Source organism: Dyella sp. 01N448 (assembly GCF_056399225.1).
Map to the genome: position 1 here is coordinate 68325 of NZ_JBFTQX010000020.1, position 18347 is coordinate 86671.

Genomic DNA, 18347 nt, shown 5'->3' on the forward strand with positions numbered 1-18347 from the left:
ATCAGGGCTGGCCTCGTCATTGGCGGGACGGTCATTGCACCGGCACGTCGTAGACGGTGTCGGGCGAGGGCTCGGGGCTCAGCGTGTAGTGCCACCACTCCATCGCATAATTGCGGAAACCTTCTCGTTCCATCGCGCGCTTCAGGATCTCGCGGTTGGCGTGCTGCGCGGCATTGGCTTCCGGTGAATCGGTGTTGGCCAGCGTGCCGAAGTAGTCGAAATCGGTACCCATATCGAGCGGCGCGCAGTGACTGTCGGTGACATCGCATTGCATCAGCGTGAGATCCACCGTGGCGCCGCGGCTATGGCCGGAGACCGGTGCAATGTAGTCACCCAGCAGCGCGCTCTTGTCCAGTTTCGGATAGTGCGTGGCCTTGGTCCGCTGGTCGTTGAGTTCGCCGGCCCAGCGCACGAAATGCTGCACGGCTCGCGCGGGGCGATAGCAGTCAAACAGCTTGAGTCGCTGGTGCTGCGCATGCAGGTCGTGCTCCACGCGTGCCAGCGCTTCGGCGGCGGGCTTGAGCAGCAGGCACTTGGGCGCGAGGTAACCATCCACGGGTTTGCCGACGAAATTGTCGCTGCCGGCGTACTTGATGTCCTCGGCGATATCGGGCGCGAGTCGACGGATATCGACCAGGCCCGCTTGTGCCGCCGTGGTTGCCGGCGACAGCCTGGGTGCACCGTCGGCATGCGCGAGTGCGACGAGCGCAAGCAGCGCGACTCCGGGCATAAAGCGTGGGCGCTTAGTCACAACCGTGCTCCCGATGAAAGGCGAGATCTTCGAAGTCGTAGCTGAAGTCCGCAGAGGGATCGACCTTGCTCATGTGCAGGCTGCCGTGGTTGTCGGCGGGGAAACTTAGCCATGCGTCGGCGTCCCCGTGATCCCAGTGCACCAGGTAACGCTGGCCGGCGCGCATCACCGTGCCCGTCAGTCGCGGCGACTTGACTGCGGCGAAACGCAGTGCCTTGCCTTGCGGGCACAAGGTGATCGCGCCGAACCATGGGTCACGCCACTGACCCCACCGGCTGCGCAGTTCATCCGCTCTGGCTGGTTGTGAGGTGGGCGGCGTAGCCCCTTTGCGGGAGGCAGCCGCTGCGCGATCGAGTTGGTCGGCGTACCAGCTGACATCGTGCGCATTGGCGGGCGACGTGAACTGTTTGGTCAACGCCTCGACCAACACCGTGCGTGCATCCTCCGCCTCGCTGTTCATCAGCACGACAAAACCGGCCTGGCGATCGGGCAGCAAGGTCATGGCCGAATACATACCGGACAGCGTGCCGGTATGCGACACCGTGTGCACGCCATCGACGTCGGCAATGCGCCAGCCATAACCATAGGCATACAGACGCGTGCCATCCCAGGCGCGACGCCGGGCCGAGATCGGCATCGGTGTGTAGGGCGTCCACAGGATCTGGCGCTGTTCGGGCGTCAGCCATTGCAGCTGCTGCGGTGTCGGTGCGACCCAGTTGCGCGCCCACACCAGCATGTCTGCAAGGCTGCAGCGCACGCCACCGGCAGCGGCCGAGGTGATGTCGGGAATCTCCACGTCGTCGGCGTTGATCACGATGTTGCGATCATGCCCGCGCATGTGCGGCTGGGCGACGTTGCCCACGGCGTCCCGCCCCCATGCGCCAATCTGGCAACGTGTGAGGCCGAGCGGCTGGAACACTTCGCGGCGCAGCAAGGCGTCGTAACGATCATGACCCGCGGCTGCGGCCACTTCGCCGGCGACGACGTAGAGCAGGTTGTCGTAGGCGTAGCCCGCGCGAAAACTGTAGGCCGGCTTGAGATACGCCAGCGCATGCACGATGTCCTTGCGCGTAAAGTCGTTGGGTTCCGGCCACAGCATCAGATCACCGGCACCCTCGCGCAGCCCGCTGCGATGGGTGAGCAGATCGCCCACCTGCATATGCTCGGTGACCCAGGGATCGGCCATGCGGAAATCAGGCAGGTAGCTGCGCACCGGTGCATCCCAACGCAGCTTGCCTTCTTGTACGAGTCGAGCGAGCAGGGTGGCGGTCATCGCCTTGCTGTTGGAGGCGATCTTGAACAGCGTATCGGGCGTGACCGGCTGGCCGGAGCCGGCCACGCGTTCGCCAAGCGTGCGTGTGTAAATCACCTCGCCGTGGTCGATCACGCCGACGGCCAGGCCGGCCAGGTGATAACGCGCCATCACTGCATCGACGATGGGATCGAGCTGGGCCGCGGACGGCGCGTCGGCTGCCGTGGCGACGCTGGCGGCGACGGCAAGCCCGATCGCCACCGCCCACCGCCGCAGTATTCGCTCAGCCCGCATGACCTGCCGTAGCGTGCTTGGTCACCTCGTCCCACACACGCAGCAAGTTACCGCCCCAGATCTTGGCGATGTCCGCATCGCTGAAGCCGGCGCGGCGCAGCGCCGCCGTGAGATTGCGCGTCTGCGTGGCATCCGACCAGCCGGCGAGACTGCCGCCACCGTCGAAGTCCGAGGCGATGCCGACGTGATCGATGCCAGCCACCTCAACCATATGCTTGATGTGCGCGACGTACTCATCAACTGTTGCGGGCGGGAAGGCCGCATCGATGCGCTTCATGCCGTCGATATAGGCGGGCAGGTATTCGTGCTTCTCGCTGTCGAAAGTCTTGGCACCAGCCTGCTTGGCCACTTGCGCCTGCAGCGCTTTGACGGCCATCTCGCGACCCGGATCAAGCTTGATGAACTCGCCCACCGCCACCGCCTGGATCACGCCGCCCTTGGCAGCGATGGCGCGCAGCAGATCGTCCGACAGGTTGCGCGGATGGTTGATCAGCGCGCGCGAGGACGAATGCGAGGCGATCACCGGCGCGGTGGACAAGGCGAGCACCTCGCGCACGCAGGCGTCGGAGGAGTGCGACACGTCGACCATGATGCCCAGCTCGTTCTCGCGCTTGACCACGCTGCGGCCGAAATCGGTGATGCCGTATTCCGGCAGCGGGGTGTCGCCGAGGTCCGCTTGCGGCGTGGAGCTGCTGCACAGGTCGTTGTTGCCCATATGGGCGAGGCCGACGTAACGCGCGCCGCGCTTATAGGCCAGGTCGAGGTTCCTGATGTCGTGGCCGAGCGAGTAGCCGTTCTCCACGCCTATCATCGCCGACAGCTTGCCCGCGGCCTTGTTGGCACGCACCTGCTCCGGCGTGGTGGCAAGACGGATCTGATCCGGATACGTTTTCAGCATCAGGTCGATAGCGTCGTACTTGCGCTTGGCCTGGGCCACGGCATGCGCGTAACCGGCCGGCGTCAGCGGGCCCTGGTCCACGTAGACGATGAAGAACACGGCGTCCAGGCCGCCGCGGCGCATCTTGTCCAGGTCCACCTGCATCGGCGTCGTCTTGCCGAAGTCGAAGCGCGCCTCGTGCATATACCCGAAGGGAATGTCCACGTGCGTGTCGAGCGTGATCGGCGGATCCTGCTGCGCCCGGGCGGGAGCGCTGGCCAGCGTGATTGCAAGCGCGATGGCGCCGCCGAGTAAGCCGAGAGTCTTCATGCGGTTTCCCAGTGTTTGGCCGGCTGCTCGCCGGCGACCATGTCTTCAAAGCTTTGGCGTTGTCGCACGACAGCGTAGCGGCCCGCATCCACCATCACTTCGGCAGCGAGCGGGCGCGAGTTATAGGTCGAGGCCATCGAGGCGCCGTAAGCGCCGGCGGTGCCTATCATCAACAGGTCGCCGGGAACGCAGGCGGGCAGGGCGCGTGCCCTGGCAAAGGTGTCGCCGGTTTCGCATACCGGTCCCACGATGTCGTAAGAAGTCATCGAGCGTGCGTCCCCGGCTACCGGCGCGATGTCGTGCCATGCATCGTACAGGCTGGGCCGGGCCAAGTCGTTCATGGCGGCGTCCAACACCAGGAAGGTACGCTCGTCGCCCTGCTTGAGGCGGATCACGCGCGTCAGCAGCAGGCCGGCCTCGCCCACCAGATAGCGGCCGGGTTCGAACAGCAGGCGTCCTTCAAAGCCGGCCAGGGTTTCGCGTACCATCTCGATATAGGCAGCTGCATCGATCGGGTGATCGTGGCCTTCGCGATAGCAAACGCCCAGGCCACCACCCACGTCGATGCTGTTGATCGCATGCCCCTGCGCCACCAGTTCGCGCCAGAAAGCCGCCACGCGCTGCAAGGCTTGTCGAAATGGCTCCAGCTGGAGGATCTGCGATCCGATATGCACATGCAGGCCATCGAGTTGCACATGGCTGAGTTCATCGCGTTTGGCAAACCAGCGCCGAGCCTCTTCGATGCTCACGCCGAACTTGTTCTCGGCGCGGCCCGTGGAGATCTTGGCGTGGGTGAGCGCATCCACGTCGGGATTGATGCGTACGGCGGCACGAGCCTTGATGCCCAGAGCCAGCGCCACGCGCTGCAAGGCCAGCAGCTCGTCGTGTGATTCCACATTGAAACGCAGGACGCCGACCTCCAAAGCTTCGGCGATCTCCGCCTCGGTCTTGCCCACGCCGGAAAACACGATGTGCTCTGGGGGTATGCCCGCTTGCCGCGCACGCCACAGCTCGCCGGCCGAGACGATATCCGCGCCGATGCCCTGCCCATGCATCAAGGCGAGCACACCGCGGTTGGGGTTCGCCTTGACCGCGAAACAGATCAGGTGGTCGGTGCCGTGCAGGGCGGACTGCAGGGAAGCGATGCGTTCGCGGATCGCACTGGCCGAATAGACATACAGCGGCGTGCCTAAACGGTCCGCCAGCGCGTGCAGGTCGACGCCGTCGAGCTTGGCGCAGGGTGAAGCGATCGTGTCCATCATGGGCGAGCCTGTCGCAAAAAAACGGCAGCCTGCATCACGCAGGCTGCCGGTGGGGACGGACTCGTCAGAAGTCCACGGACACCGTCAACTGCGCAAAGCGAGGCGACTGGAAACGCAAGGGCTGTTCGAAGGTGGAACTGGTGCTGTTGGAAATGGTGGTCTGCAGATCCTGGTCCACCTGGATGGTGCGCTGTTCGTTGAGCAGGTTGTAGACCGCGAACTTCACGCGCAGCTGGCCGACGTCGGCCAGCTGGCGCAAGTAGGTGATGCTGGCGCCAAGGGTGTAAGTCCACGGCATGCGGCCGTATTTGCCGCGCGGCGAGGATTCGTACACGCGGTCTTCCGAACGCGCCGCATCGCAGTTGGCCACGCAGATGTAGTAGCTGTGGTACACCGTGGCGTCATACGGATTGCCGACGCCGAAACCGGTGATGGGGCCACCCGAAGCGATATTCGCGTCGCCCGCCACTTGCCAGTTCGGCGTGATGGCATAGGTGCCGCGCAGCTTGAGCTGATGACGACGGTCGTTGGGCAGGTAGCCGTCGCCGCCGAAGTTCACCCACGGATCATCGAAATTCTCGGTGCGGCCGGTGTCGTCGAAGTTGGTGTCGGAGTTCACCGGGCCCTCCGCATTGCCGCGGTTCCACGACAACACGTAGGACGCATTGAACGACCACTTGTTGTCCCAGGCGCGATCCAGCTGGAATTCCAGCGCGGTGTAGGTGCGCTTGGGATTCACCCAGCCGCGCTGGCCCAGGTAGTTGCCATCCTCGTCGTACATCGCCCAGCCTTCCTTGGACGTATCCACGGTGACCCAACCATCGGCCGTGCCGTCGCAGTTGGTGTCGCCCCACACCTTGTTCTTTTTGCCGGGATTGCCCATCACCCAGCCGATGTAGCCGTCCGGACCGCACTTGCCGGTGGCGCTGATCTCCATGTCGTCGATGGCATTGTGCAGCTTGCGGTAGGTGCCGTTCACGCCCCACGACCACTTGTCATTGAGCATCTGCTGGAAGCCGATGATCAGCTCATCCTGGTAGACCTGCTGCATATCCTTGTTCACTTCCGAACGCAGGTCATGCACGGTGCCGTCGCCCTGCGACGTGTCCACGCCGCCCAGCTGCGGTCCGAGGACGGGAATGGCGTACTGGTTGCCGTTGGCATCGGTAAGCGTCTGCCAGCCACCAAACGCGTAATACGTGCGCTGATCGAGCAAGCCACCGGCCTGCTTGATGTTGATCACGTTGGCCACCGGCAGGTAGTAGCGGCCCAGGTTGCCATAGAGTTTGGTGGTGCCGTCGCCCTTCACGTCCCACGAGAAGCCCAAGCGCGGCGCCCACATATTGTCCATCTTGATATAGCTGCGGCCAGCGGCGTCCATATTGTCGAAGCCATCGCGACGGATGCCGGCGTTGAGCAGCAGGTTGGGCGTCACCTGCCAGTTGTCTTCCAGATAGAAGGCGTTGTTGGTGGTGTCGAAATTGCCTGCGATCTCGTAGCGGCGGGCGCGCACATAGCCGTTGTAGCCCGGCGGAATCACGCCGCCGCCGTTGGGATTGGGGATGGTCGAGCCGGGCGTGGCCGCATAGACGTTGTAGTAGATCGCGCCGGGGCCCGGATAGTGACGACTGTAGACAGAGTCGTCGTCCTCGTGGTCGTAGCCGAAACGCAGCAGGTGGTCTTCCAGCTTCCATTCGAAGTCGGCGCGGCCTTCCTTGCGCTTGTCGTTTCGTTTCTCCACCGCCGTATTCGTCGTGCAACCCAACGGCACGCCAGGCTTGGGAACGGCGGTTTCAGCGGCGACGTGGTTGCAATCGAGGTCGGTGAGCGCGCGATTGAACGATTCGCGCTTGTTCTCTCCGTACAACACCTTCATCGACAGGTTGTCGGTGAGGTAGTTGGTATAGGTGAGCGACCAGTTCTTGCCGCCGGTGTCCGTGTAGATGGTATTGGTCTTGGCGCCGATGGTGTGCGTGTCGTAGTCGTAGTTGTAGACGGTGCCGACGTTTTTGCTCTTGTCCGAGAACGCCATCAGCGAGAGCAGGTTGCTGTCGTTGATGTGCCAGTCGATGGTAGTGCCCCAGAAGTCGGGACTGGAGCTGTTGCTGGTGAGGGTGGTGCCCTCGTCGTTGGTGTTGCGCGGGTTGTCGCCGCGCTGTTCCACCATGGCGAAGATAAACAGCTTGTCCTTCACGATCGGGCCGGACGCGTAGATGTTGGTCTTCATCAGCGAATCGCGGTCCTCGCTGGCCGTGAGGTAGCGATTGCCGTTGGCGTCGTAGCGATCCTCTGCCTGCGCGTGCCACGCCCCCGGTTCCATCGTCATTTCCACGCCCGCGTGGAAATCGTTGGAACCCGAGCGCGCCACTGCGTTGATCACGCCGCCGGTGGTGCGGCCGAACTCCACCGAGTAGCCGCCGGTCTTCACCTGGAATTCCTGGTAGAAGTTGAACGGTGCCTCGGAATAGCCATTGCGGTTGTAGAAGTCGGTGACGTTGAGGCCGTTGACGTAGATGGCGTTCTCCGCCACCGACGAACCGCCGAAAGACAAGCCGCCAAACGCCGATGCGCCCTTCACCACGCCTGGCGCGAGTGTCGCCACGGCGGCGATGTTCTGATCCACCGGCAGGCGACGCAGCTCTTCACGCGAGATATTGGTGGACGACTCGGTTGAGGTGACGTCCACCGCGGTGATGATCGACGTGCCGGTGACATTGACTGCCGACAGGTTGGTCGCGTTGTTGCCGCCCAGGTTCACGGTGGTGGCATTGCCCAGCGTCACGGTGACGGGCGTGGACTGCGTGATGGTCTTGCCGTCCTTGGCCACGGACAGCGTGTAATCGCCGATGGCGAGGAACGAGATGCGGTAATTGCCCTTGTCGTCGGCTGTCACCGAGCGGGTGAAACCCGTCTGCGGATTGCTGATGGTGACGAGTGCGCCGGGTTCGGTGTGACCGACCACCGTGCCGTCGTTATTGCCTGCAAATGCCGGAGGCGTGGCCATCGAAGCCAGACCCATGCCCAACGCCATGCACAGCATGGTCCTGCGGAAAGTACGACTGACCATTTCCCCGTCTCCCCCGGTTCTGTCGTCGTTGATGTAAAGACCGCTTATCTGCTGGCGCGCTCAGTCGCCGGCAGCAGCTGCCACGTGAAGTCGTAGTCCCATTGATCGAAGTACAAGTTGCCGCCGCGCCACTCCAGTTCGCCGCGCTGCGAGTCCACCGTCTCCGACCGGAAGAACTGCTTGGCTGGCACCAGCGGCTGGCTGAAATCGCTGTTGAAGGCGATGCGGTAGGCGTCCAGCCCGCCGAGATAGAACCACTGCAAGGCCAGGTCGTCGCCCGGCACCGGATGTAGCTGCCCGAAGGTCACGTCCATCGGCACCCAGCCATAGGGCGCGAGGTAAAGCTGGCCCCAGTCGTGGATGTTGTTGTACTTGCCGTCGGAGAAAATAAAGCCTGATTGCCAGCGCGCCGGGATGCCGTTGAGGCGCAGCAGGGCGATCAAGAGCATGGTCTGCTCCCCGCAATCGCCATGGCCGGCATGCAGGGTGTAATCGCTGATATTGCCGATGGTCGAATATTCGCGCGCACCGGCCCAGGGAATCTGGTCCACGGCAGCGAACAACTTCTGCGCGATGCGATACGGGTTGGTCTCGTTGCCCACGGCCTTGCGCGAAAACGCGCGCAGGTCGTCGGTGAAGACGATGTGCGGCGCGCGCTCGGCGACAAAGGGCGCAAGCTCGGGCGAGATCTTCGCCGGCACCACCTTGGACGCATCGATGTCGTGGTATTGCGCGTAAATGGTCAGCTCGTAGGTGACGGCAAACGTGGTCGGCTTGCCTGCGACGGCCGGCTTCTCCAGATAGACCGTGCGTTGCATCGTGCTGGCCGGCGCCACTTGAGCGCCGACAGGCTGGCTGTCGACGAGGCGCACGCCTTCCTGCTGTCCCGGCAGTTCGCGCGGAAACGGCAGCCAGGCGCGTACCGTCTCGCCGGCGGGCACGGCATCGGCGTTGACGGTGACGGTTTCGGTGACGCGCACATGGTTGGGCGTGACGCTGCTGCGATGCGTAGCGAGCGCTTCGCGACGCGCGTCGCGATGGTGATCGTTGAGCGTCTCCATCGGGTCGTCGTTGGACGGCGCCGGATGCGTGCGCCGTGCGGCAGCATCCTTGCTGAGCAGGAACAGGTTGCCCGGCGCACGCTTGAAGTAAAGCGTGCGCCCGTCGATCACCTGATGTTCGAGCAAGCCCTGCTGATCCCAGCGCGCGAACTCCGCGTCGGTGAGGTCGGGAATCTGTTTGCGCACCTTGGCCTTGGCGGCATCGGCATCGAAGGTGAAATCGAGCCGGATGCGGCGCATGCGTTCGCGTTGGAACTGCAGTGCATCACGCACCTCCGGCGATACCCCGGGCTGGGCCAGTGCGCTGGTGATACCGGCTTCCGCCGCGCTGAATTGTCCCGCATCGATCTGCGCAATGGCATGCTGCACCGGGGCTTGGGTGGCGGCCGATGCGACACCGGCGAGCAGCAGGCAGGCAAGCGCCGTCGCCAGCGAATATCGCCGACGTCGCAAGGACGAGATGGGTCGCACCGTCTGCACCTGCCACTTCCCCGTAAGAAAAAGCGAAGTCGCTGTGTAGCACGCTTGCAATCGACGGTCAATAATTTATGCTTCGATCAAACGTCGTCCGAATCAGATATTCCAAAGACGACGATGATCGGGATTCAAAGGGGACGCATGATCCACACGGCCTGGCCTTATCTCGCTGTCATGTTGCTGGCAGCGGGCCTGTTTCCCGCCCTGGAGCGGCGCTACAAGTGGCGTTTCTTCGAGGTTTTGCCGCCGATCGTGCTGACCTACCTGCTGGTGACCGCGCTGGCCGTCACCGGTCTGTGGCAGGTCAATGCGGAGATCCGCGCTACCCAGAGCATGCTGATCGAGCACCTGGTGCCGGCCCTGTTATTCCTGCTGATGATCAATTGCGACCTGCGGGCGATCTACCGGCTGGGGCCGCGCGTCCTTGCGGTGTTCTTCGTCACCATGGTGTGCCTGTTCATCGCCTTCGTCGGCACCTTCCTGATGTTCCGCGTCTGGCTGAAGGGCGATGCCTGGCAGCCGCTGGCCGCGCTGTCGGGCAGCTGGATCGGCGGCACGGCCAATATGGTGGCGGTCAAGCAAGCCATCGGCATGCCCGATCGCCTGCTGGCGTTTTCGCTGCTCACCGATGCCTTGTGCTACTCGATGTGGGTGGTGGTGCTGTTCGGCCTGGGCCGCGTGGCCACCCAGTTCAATCGCTGGACTCGCGCCACCTCCAGCGCCGACATGGTGGTGGAGCCCTCGCGCAGTCACGGCCCGACCACCTCCGAGAACGTGCTGCTGTGGCTGGGCATGGCCCTGCTGGTGGCGGCGCTGTCCGCATGGCTTGCCGGGCGCCTGCCGGTAACCGAGATGGTGTCGTCCACCACCTGGACCATCATGCTGTCCACTGCCTTCGGTCTGGTGGCGGCGCATACACCGCTGGCGCGCTTCGCTGGCGCCAGCACGATTTCCAGCGCCATGCTGATCAGCGTGGTGGCCATCCTGGCCTCGCAAAGCAATTTCGACGGCATTGCCTCGGCGCCGCTGTATCTCATGTGCGGCGTCTGCATCATCGCCATCCATGCCGTGCTGCTGGCGCTGGCCGCGCGGGTATTCCATTTCGATCTGTATCTCTGCGGCATTTCCTCGCTGGCCTGCATCGGCGGCGTAGCGGCAACGCCCATACTCGCCGCCAGCTACTCGCGTTCATTGGTGCCGGTGGGCATCCTGTTGGCCTTGCTCGGTTATATCCTCGGTACAGGGTTTGGATTGCTGGTGGCGTCGGTGATGTCGTCGCTGGCCATTGCATAGGAATCAGCATGCGACTCATGCCTCGCCTGACGTTGTGTCTGCTCGCCGCGCTGGCCGCGGCCCCGGTCTTGGCGGACCAGCGGCCCGACCCCGTCCCCGTGCCGCCTTCGGGCGTGCTCGGCATCAGCAACAACGCGATGCTGGCGCCGGATTTCTGGATCAAGCAGCTGGCGCAGCCTGATCGCGTGCTTGCGGGCATCGATGCCATCGGCGCGCAGAACGCGAAGCTGCTCAGGGTCGATGGGTCCATGCACGACCTGCATGGCGTCCCGGCCAACGTCGATCGCGCCATGGTGACTGGTTGGATCAACGACCTTTCGCAGTATCCCAAGCGCCCGTTGTTTGACGACAAGGGCCAGCCGGTGCCCGACAGCTTGCGCGCGCAGCTCACCGAGGCGCTCGCGCTCGATGCCGTGCCGGCACAGCAGACCAGCCGTTACGGCATGATCGTGCAGCGCGCCGCCTTGCGCACGTTCCCGACCGACACGCGCGTATTCACCTCCAAAGACGATACGGATATCGATCGCTTCCAGGAGACCGCGGAATTCCCCGGCACCCCGGTGCTGATCGCGCACACCAGTCGCGACGGCCGCTGGCTGTTCGTGGTGAGCGAGCGCTATGCCGCCTGGACGCATCGCGACAATGTCGCCGAAGGGGCGACGGCGGATGTGCTCGCGTATGGCGGGCGCCTGCCGCAACGCGTGGTGACGGGAAGCACCATCCGTACGGTGTTCACGCCGGAGCAGCCGGCGGTATCGCAGCTGCAACTGGATATGGGAGTGGCCGTGCCGGTGCTGTCGGATCATCCGGCCGATGAGCCGGTGAACGGACAGTCGCCGTATGCGTCGTACGTGGTCGATCTGCCGATCCGCCAGCCCGATGGCAAGCTGGCGTTCTCGCCGACATTGATCCAGCGCAACGTTGACACGCAGGACAACTATCTGCCGCTCACCGACGCGAACATCATCCGCCAGGCCTTCAAATTCCTCGGTGAGCGATACGGCTGGGGCCACGACTACGATGGCCGCGATTGCAGCGGCTTCGTATCGGACGTCTATCGCAGCATGGGCGTGCAGATGCCGCGCAACACCAGCAAGCAGGCGATCAGCCCGGGCCTCACTCATCAGGCATTCGGCGACAAGGACAGCCACGACGCGCGCCTCAAGGTCGCGATGGCGTTGCAGGTGGGCGACCTGGTCTATATCCCCGGCCACGTGATGATGGTGATCGGCAAGCTCGATGGCGAGCCCTACGTGATCCACGACACCGGCGGCATGGCTTATCGCGACGGCAAGGGCGGCATGCGCCGCGTCAAGCTCAACGAGGTGTCGGTGACGCCGCTGCTGCCGCTGATGTACGACGACAAGCACACCTATGTCGACCGCATGACCAGCATCGTGCGCGTGCATCCGTGATCGTCTTGCGCCTCCATTCCCTATCGAAGACAGGAAGCTTCCGAGTCTCATGAAGATCACCGACATCCAGTTCGGCATGCTGCGCGTACCGCTCAAGACGCCGTTCAAGACGGCGCTGCGCACCGTCAATCAGGTCGAAGACATCGTGGTGATGGTGCATACCGATAGCGGCCACATCGGTTACGGCGAGGCGCCGGCCACGGCGGTGATCACGGGCGACACGCATGGTTCGATCGTCGATGCGATCCGCCATTACATCGCGCCGCGCCTGGTCGGCCAGGAAATCGCCGATCTCAATCGCCTGACCCAGCTGATCCAGAGTTCGATGGAGAAGAACACCAGCGCCAAGGCAGCGGTGGAAATCGCCCTCTACGACCTGTGGGGCCAGCTGTACAACGCGCCGCTATACAAGCTGCTCGGCGGTGGCGATCCGGTGATCACCACCGATATCACCATCAGCGTCGACTACATCGACAAGATGGTCGCCGATTCGGTGAGCGCGGTGGAACGCGGCTTCGAGTCGCTCAAGATCAAGGTGGGCAAGGACATCGGTGTGGACATCGAGCGCGTCAAGGCCATCTATGCCGCGGTGGAAAACCGCGCCTTGCTGCGCCTGGACGCCAACCAGGGCTGGACCGCCAAGCAGGCGGTCTACGCGCTGCAGACGCTGGAAGACGCCGGCGTGCGGCTGGAACTGGTCGAGCAGCCGGTGAAGGCGCGCGACCTCGAAGGCATGCGTTACGTCACCGAGCGTGTGCACACGCCCATCATGGCCGACGAAAGCGTGTTCGGCCCGATGGAGGTGATCGACCTGATCCAGATGCGCGCCGCCGACATCATCAACATCAAGTTGATGAAGACGGGCGGCATCTCCAACGCCATCCGCATTGCCGACATCGCCGCCATGTACGGCGTGGAATGCATGATCGGCTGCATGCTGGAAACCAGCATCAGCGTCGCTGCGGCAGTGCACGTGGCGGTGGCCAAGTCGGCTGTGATCACCAAGGTGGATCTGGACGGCCCCTCGCTGTGCCAGTACAACCCGGTGGACGGGGGCGTGGTCTTCAACGAGTCGGAGATCTCGGTCACCGAGGCGCCTGGATTGGGTATCCGGGAGATTCGCGGACTGGAAAAGCTGGAAGCCTGATATGTCGCCCTTGGTGAAAATCCGTTCGGAACGCGACCAGATGTCCGCGGTCGAGCGGCGCATCGCCGATTTCATCCTGGAAAACGCCCAGCTGCTGCGCGACTACTCCTCGCAGCAACTGGCCAACGCGCTGGGCATCAGCCAGTCCAGCGTGGTCAAGTTCACCCAGAAGCTGGGCTTCAAGGGTTATCCGGACCTCAAGTATTCCGTCGGCGAGGCGATTGCCCGTGCCGACAACGGCGACGCCGCCCATGTCGCCACGCAGGCCAGGGCGGCCTTCGACGAATCGGCCTCGGGCAATCTGTGGCGGCGCAAGGCCGAGTCCGAAGAAGAGACGCGGCTGATCAATGCCCCCGAGACCCTGCAAGCCGTGGCCGAAGCGATTGCCACGGCCGGCACCAAGGGCAAGGTCTTCATGATCGGCCTGGGCGACGACGACATCTATGCGCGCAGCTTCGCGCTGCGCCTGTCGCTGCTGGGCGTGCCGTCGATACACAACTTCGATGCGCCGCGCATGGCGGCCAGCGTTTCCGCTGCCGGGGCAGGCGACGTGCTGCTGGTATTTTCCGAGCACGGCAACCATCCGGCGCTGTGCAAGATCGGTCGCTTCTTTCGCGAGCGCCGCGGTCGATTGATCACGGTGACGCGGCATACCTCCAATCCGCTGCGTGCGATCGCGGACATCGCCTTGCTGGTGTCTGCCCACGACGATCGTCCTTACATCCAGCCTGTGCTCTACCAATCGGCGCTGCAGCATCTGCTCGATGGCGTCTACGTGCAGCTGTGCGAAGGCGACGAACACCGCCATGTGCAGCTGCTCGCCAATCTCGAACGCGTCCAGCAGATGCTGGAACCCTAGTCTCCCATTTCGCGGAATCGCATGACTTCTCCCGCCCGTCGCTTTGTGATTCGTCATCTTCTTGCCGCCGCGTTGAGCTTGACCACGGTGGCGCCGGTCGCCGCGGTGTTTGCCGCCGAGCAACCGCTGGCCTGGCAGGCTTCGCGCCAGATGGTGCTGGTGATCACGCCGGACTGGAATGCCGATCACGGCGTGCTGCGTGCGTACGAGCGCTCAGGCAACCGCTGGAAGCCGATCGTGGACGCGCAAGCGGTCACCGTGGGGCGCTCGGGTTCCGCCTGGGGCCTCGGTCTGAATGCCGCGCAGGCCGAGGGCCCGCAGAAGCACGAAGGCGACGGCCGCGCTGCCGCCGGTGTGTATCGCGTTGGCGAAGTCTTCGGTTACGCCGCCAGGGCCGATACGCACATGCCTTACGAGGCGATGCAGGACACCGACTGGTGCGTCGACGTTGATGGTTCGCCGTACTACAACCAGATCGTCGATACCAGGAAGGTCGGCGAGAAAGCGGTGGAGGGCGCCAGCGAACCGATGCGCCGCGACCTGCATCTGGACGGCGACCAACGCTACAAGATCGGCTTCGTGATTGAGCACAACGCCAAGGGCAAGCCGGGCGGCGGCAGTTGCATCTTCGCGCACCTGTGGAAATCGCCGACCGACGCGACCGCCGGCTGCACCGCCATGCCCGAGCCGGTGATGCGCCGTCTGCTGAGCTGGATGAAGCCGGAGGAGCAGCCGGTATTCGTCCTGCTGCCACAAAGCGAATACGTGCGGTTGCAGGCGTCCTGGCAGCTGCCTTCGCTGGGCAAGCAGCCTTGAGTCCGACGTCGAGGGTACTCATTGGTTTGGTCCTGGGCGCGGTCGGTGGCCTGAGCCTGGATGCCTGGTGGCCTGGCGCGGCACTACCGGTAGCCGACGCCGTGCAGCCGTTTGGACGTCTATGGCTGAACGCATTGCAGATGACCGTGGTACCCCTGGTGTTTGCGCTGGTAGTCGTGGGCGTGAACACGGCCAGCGACGCGGCGGCCTCCGGGCGCATCGCGCGGCGTGCCATCGTGGCCTTCCTGCTGATACTCACTGGCGGCGCGTTGTTCGCTGCCGTCGCCGCACCGTGGTTGTTTGCGCTGTTTCCACATAATCCGTCGCTGACGGCCGCGCTCGACAGCGCGGTGGCCTCACACGCGCCGCCGGTGGCCGCTGCCGTGGGTTGGGCGGAGTGGTTCAATGGCATCGTGCCCGCCAACGCGATCATGGCCGCGGCGCAGAGCGCCATGTTGCCGCTGGTGGTGTTCGCACTGTTCTTCGGTTTCGGCTTGACGCGTATCGATGCCACCCGCCGCGCGCTGGTCGTGTCGTTTTTCCAGGCCATCGCCGACACCATGATCGTGGTCGTGCGCTGGGTGCTATGGGTGGCGCCGCTTGGTGTATTCGCCCTGATCCTCGCGGTATGCGCACGTGCTGGCCTGCATATGCTGAGCGCGCTGGGCATCTATGTCCTGGTGGAATGCCTGCTGTATCTCGCGGTCACCTTGTTGATGCTGCCGGTCGCCATCGTATGGGGCGGCGAAACGCTGCGGCGCTTCGTGCCCGCGCTGCTTCCGGCCCAGATCGTGGCTGCAAGCACGCAGTCGTCGCTGGCTTCGTTGCCGGCCATGCTCGAAAGCGCAGAGCGCCGTCTAGGCTATCCACCGCAGGTGAATGCATTGGTGCTGCCGATGGCCGTCAGCCTTTGTCGTCTCACCAGCCCGATCCAGTACGTGACGTCGGCGTGTTTCATCGCCTGGGCGTACGGCATCGATGTGGGCGTGGCGCCGCTGTTTGCCGCGGCCTTGCTGGCGGTGGTGATCAGTCTCGGATCGGTGGGGCTGCCCGGCGCGGTCAGCTTCATGGCGACCAACCTTCCGGTCGCCCAGGCCATGGGCGTGCCGGTGGGGCCGCTGGGCCTGATGCTGGCCGTGGATGCCTTGCCCGATGCGCTCGCGACCTTGGGCAATGTCACTGCCGATCTCACCGCCACCAGTGTGGTGGCCCGTCAAACCGCCCGGGATAGCGCCAAGGCATGAGTACGCTGCACGACGTCGATGTGATCGTGATCGGTGCCGGCATGGCCGGCGCCTCCGTCGCCTATTTTCTCGCACCGCATGCGCGCGTGCTGGTGCTTGAGCGCGAAGAGCATGCCGGCATGCATTCCACCGGGCGTTCGGCAGCGCTGTTTTCCGAGACCTACGGATCCGCGCAGGTGCGTGCGTTGACGCGTGCCGCGCGCCGCTTCTTCGATCATCCGCCTGAGGGTTTCGCGGGGCACCCGGTGCTTTCGCCGCGCGGCTCGCTGAGCATCGGCACGGTGGATCACATCGAGAAGGTGCACGCGCTGCATGCAGAGATGGCGGCGCGCACACGCGGCCTGCGCGTGGTGGATGCGGCATGGCTGCAGGAAACGGTACCGGTCCTGCGTCCTGAGGCGGCGCAAATCGGTTTGTACGAATCCGGCGCTGCCGACATCGACGTCAACGAACTGCACCAGGGCTTTCTTCGCGGCCTGCGGGCACAGGGTGGCCAACTACGCTGCAATATCGACATCCGCTCGATTGAACATGGACCGGGCCATTGGTTTATCGATGCCGGCCACGAGCACTACCGCGCACCTTTGCTGATCAACGCCGCGGGCGCGTGGGTGGACCAGATCGCCGCGCTCGCGGGCATTGCACCCATCGGCATCCAGCCGCGTCGACGCTCGGCATTTCTGTTCGAAGCGCCCGCTGGAATGGACACCTCGCGCTGGCCGTTCGTCACCGACGTCGACGAAGCTTTCTACTTCAAGCCCGATGCCGGCCTCCTGCTCGGCTGCCCAGCGAACGCGGATCCGGTGATGCCGCACGACGTGCAGCCGGAGGAGCTCGATATCGCCATCGGCATCCATCGCATCGAAGAGGCGACCACGATGACCATTCGCCGCCCCACGCGCACCTGGGCAGGCCTGCGCTCATTCGTTGCCGATGGTGATCTGGTGGGCGGTTTCGCGCCGGGTTCCGGTGATTTCTTCTGGGTCGCCGCGCAAGGCGGCTACGGCATCCAGACCTCGGCGGCGATGGGTGAAGCCTGCGCGAATCTCGCCCTGGGCCGTCCGTTGCCCGGCCATCTGCAGGATGCCGGCGTCACCGCCGACATGCTCGATCCCCGGCGCCTGAAGGGCTGACTCGGGCGCGTTCGGGAGCGCCGCCGGCCCAACAACCCGCGGGCCGGTTTCCGGCACTCATGGTGTCGTCTGCCCGGCCGCCGGCCTCATATCCAGCGCTTCCCCACAATTCCATGCTGCATCGCCGCGACGGCCACCGCTACAATCGGGCAGGTCGGCGCTCGCGCCGACACCCGCTGACGGTAGGGATGCCTGGCGCCGTCCAGCGCCAGCGGCGCGTTGCTTGGTATAACCAAATCAAAGAGTTGGGCCCCGTATGCTGCTGATGATCGAAAAGCATCAGGATGGTCCCCGATGAGCCACGATCATCCGCGAACCCACTCGAAAGCCCATTTGGATGTGTTCCTTTGTTCGCGATGGTACTCCTGCGGCCAGGAATCTCCGCGCGCGTTGGGGGTATCGTTGGGGGTATCGATGTTAAGGGGCGAGGCGATACCCCCTTTCTACCTGATATCAATGTGGGATCTAGCTCAGCTGATGGAAGGGCCCTCGGTCCAGGCAAAATGGGTGGCAAGTTTAGGGCCGCGTTAACGTGCGCTTTCGACCCATAACTGACCTCTCAGAAGTACATCGTTCCACAAGGGGGAATGGCTGTGAGCTTTACGACCGTTGTAGTGCTGAGTATTGCGGCAGCGCTGAGTTACTGGTGCCTGATGTTGCTTGCGAGCGCAGCCTGGGGCGCATAGCGAAGACTCACCCCGGCTACGCCAAAGCGCTCTACACCCACGCAATCGATCAGGCGATATATCGGCTTGGCCCTCTTCGCTGGCGTGCGCTGTTTGCGCTGCCCGCTCCATATGACATCAAACGCCAGGTCATAGGGTTGCGTGTGGCTAAGGGGGGCAATGACGTGCTTGGCTCCGCGTTCGCACTGTGCATGTTCTCAGCAATCATTGGTGCCGTTCGCGGCGCTTAGCCCAGTGGTTACGCTAGGGTCCGCTTGCGACCGAGGCTGTGTGAAAACGTAAGCCCGATGGCGACCACAGCCTTGTTGCTTCGCTCGTCGTGCGTCAAAAGGCGCCGACGCGAAGCGACGCCATCAGGCCATGATGGCCTGCATCAGTAGCCT

At 64.1% G+C, this 18347-nt stretch carries 13 protein-coding genes; 7 read left to right on the forward strand and 6 right to left on the reverse strand.

Features of this window, described 5'->3' with window-relative positions; translation table 11 throughout:
* Window positions 1-31 precede the first annotated feature (31 nt).
* The 6 genes from AC1DKY_RS20015 to AC1DKY_RS20040 form a co-directional block, all read right to left on the reverse strand.
* Complete coding sequence (locus AC1DKY_RS20015) at window positions 32-730, reverse strand: M15 family metallopeptidase (RefSeq protein ID WP_441605429.1); 699 nt, start codon at window positions 728-730, stop codon at window positions 32-34.
* 13 nt (window positions 731-743) lie between these two features.
* Window positions 744-2297, reverse strand: a complete 1554-nt coding sequence (locus tag AC1DKY_RS20020; RefSeq protein ID WP_441605416.1) for a serine hydrolase — start codon at window positions 2295-2297, stop codon at window positions 744-746.
* Window positions 2287-3504, reverse strand: coding sequence for a dipeptidase (locus AC1DKY_RS20025; RefSeq protein WP_441605417.1), 1218 nt, complete (start codon window positions 3502-3504; stop codon window positions 2287-2289). Before AC1DKY_RS20025 ends, AC1DKY_RS20020 begins: the two co-directional genes overlap by 11 nt.
* Complete coding sequence (gene lysA, locus AC1DKY_RS20030) at window positions 3501-4766, reverse strand: diaminopimelate decarboxylase (protein WP_441605418.1); 1266 nt, start codon at window positions 4764-4766, stop codon at window positions 3501-3503. Before lysA ends, AC1DKY_RS20025 begins: the two co-directional genes overlap by 4 nt.
* Window positions 4767-4830: 64 nt before the next feature.
* On the reverse strand, window positions 4831-7833 hold the full coding sequence (locus tag AC1DKY_RS20035) for a TonB-dependent receptor (RefSeq protein ID WP_441605419.1): 3003 nt from the start codon (window positions 7831-7833) through the stop codon (window positions 4831-4833).
* A 44-nt stretch (window positions 7834-7877) separates the two neighbouring features.
* Window positions 7878-9374, reverse strand: coding sequence for a transglutaminase-like domain-containing protein (locus tag AC1DKY_RS20040; protein WP_441605420.1), 1497 nt, complete (start codon window positions 9372-9374; stop codon window positions 7878-7880).
* Between the two features lie 138 nt (window positions 9375-9512).
* On the opposite strand from AC1DKY_RS20040, the gene AC1DKY_RS20045 reads away from it, so the two are divergent.
* From AC1DKY_RS20045 to AC1DKY_RS20075, 7 genes are read left to right on the forward strand one after another with little or no spacing between them, the layout of a single operon-like run.
* Entirely contained in the window at window positions 9513-10664 is a 1152-nt protein-coding gene (locus AC1DKY_RS20045; protein WP_441605421.1) for a DUF819 family protein, read from the forward strand.
* An 8-nt stretch (window positions 10665-10672) separates the two neighbouring features.
* The gene (locus AC1DKY_RS20050) at window positions 10673-12079 is read left to right on the forward strand and encodes a C40 family peptidase (RefSeq protein ID WP_441605422.1); all 1407 of its coding nucleotides are present in this window, start codon (window positions 10673-10675) and stop codon (window positions 12077-12079) included.
* 49 nt (window positions 12080-12128) lie between these two features.
* A complete protein-coding gene (locus AC1DKY_RS20055) occupies window positions 12129-13226 on the forward strand; it encodes a dipeptide epimerase (protein ID WP_441605423.1) in 1098 nt (365 codons plus the stop codon).
* 1 nt (window position 13227) lies between these two features.
* The gene (locus AC1DKY_RS20060; RefSeq protein ID WP_441605424.1) at window positions 13228-14085 is read left to right on the forward strand and encodes a MurR/RpiR family transcriptional regulator; all 858 of its coding nucleotides are present in this window, start codon (window positions 13228-13230) and stop codon (window positions 14083-14085) included.
* A gap of 21 nt (window positions 14086-14106) precedes the next feature.
* Window positions 14107-14901 (forward strand): L,D-transpeptidase family protein, encoded by a 795-nt coding sequence (locus AC1DKY_RS20065; RefSeq protein WP_441605425.1) that lies wholly within the window; start codon window positions 14107-14109, stop codon window positions 14899-14901.
* Window positions 14898-16145 (forward strand): dicarboxylate/amino acid:cation symporter, encoded by a 1248-nt coding sequence (locus AC1DKY_RS20070; RefSeq protein ID WP_441605426.1) that lies wholly within the window; start codon window positions 14898-14900, stop codon window positions 16143-16145. Before AC1DKY_RS20065 ends, AC1DKY_RS20070 begins: the two co-directional genes overlap by 4 nt.
* Window positions 16142-17278 (forward strand): NAD(P)/FAD-dependent oxidoreductase, encoded by a 1137-nt coding sequence (locus tag AC1DKY_RS20075; RefSeq protein ID WP_441605427.1) that lies wholly within the window; start codon window positions 16142-16144, stop codon window positions 17276-17278. The genes AC1DKY_RS20070 and AC1DKY_RS20075 overlap by 4 nt, the downstream gene beginning before the upstream one ends.
* Window positions 17279-18347 lie beyond the last annotated feature (1069 nt).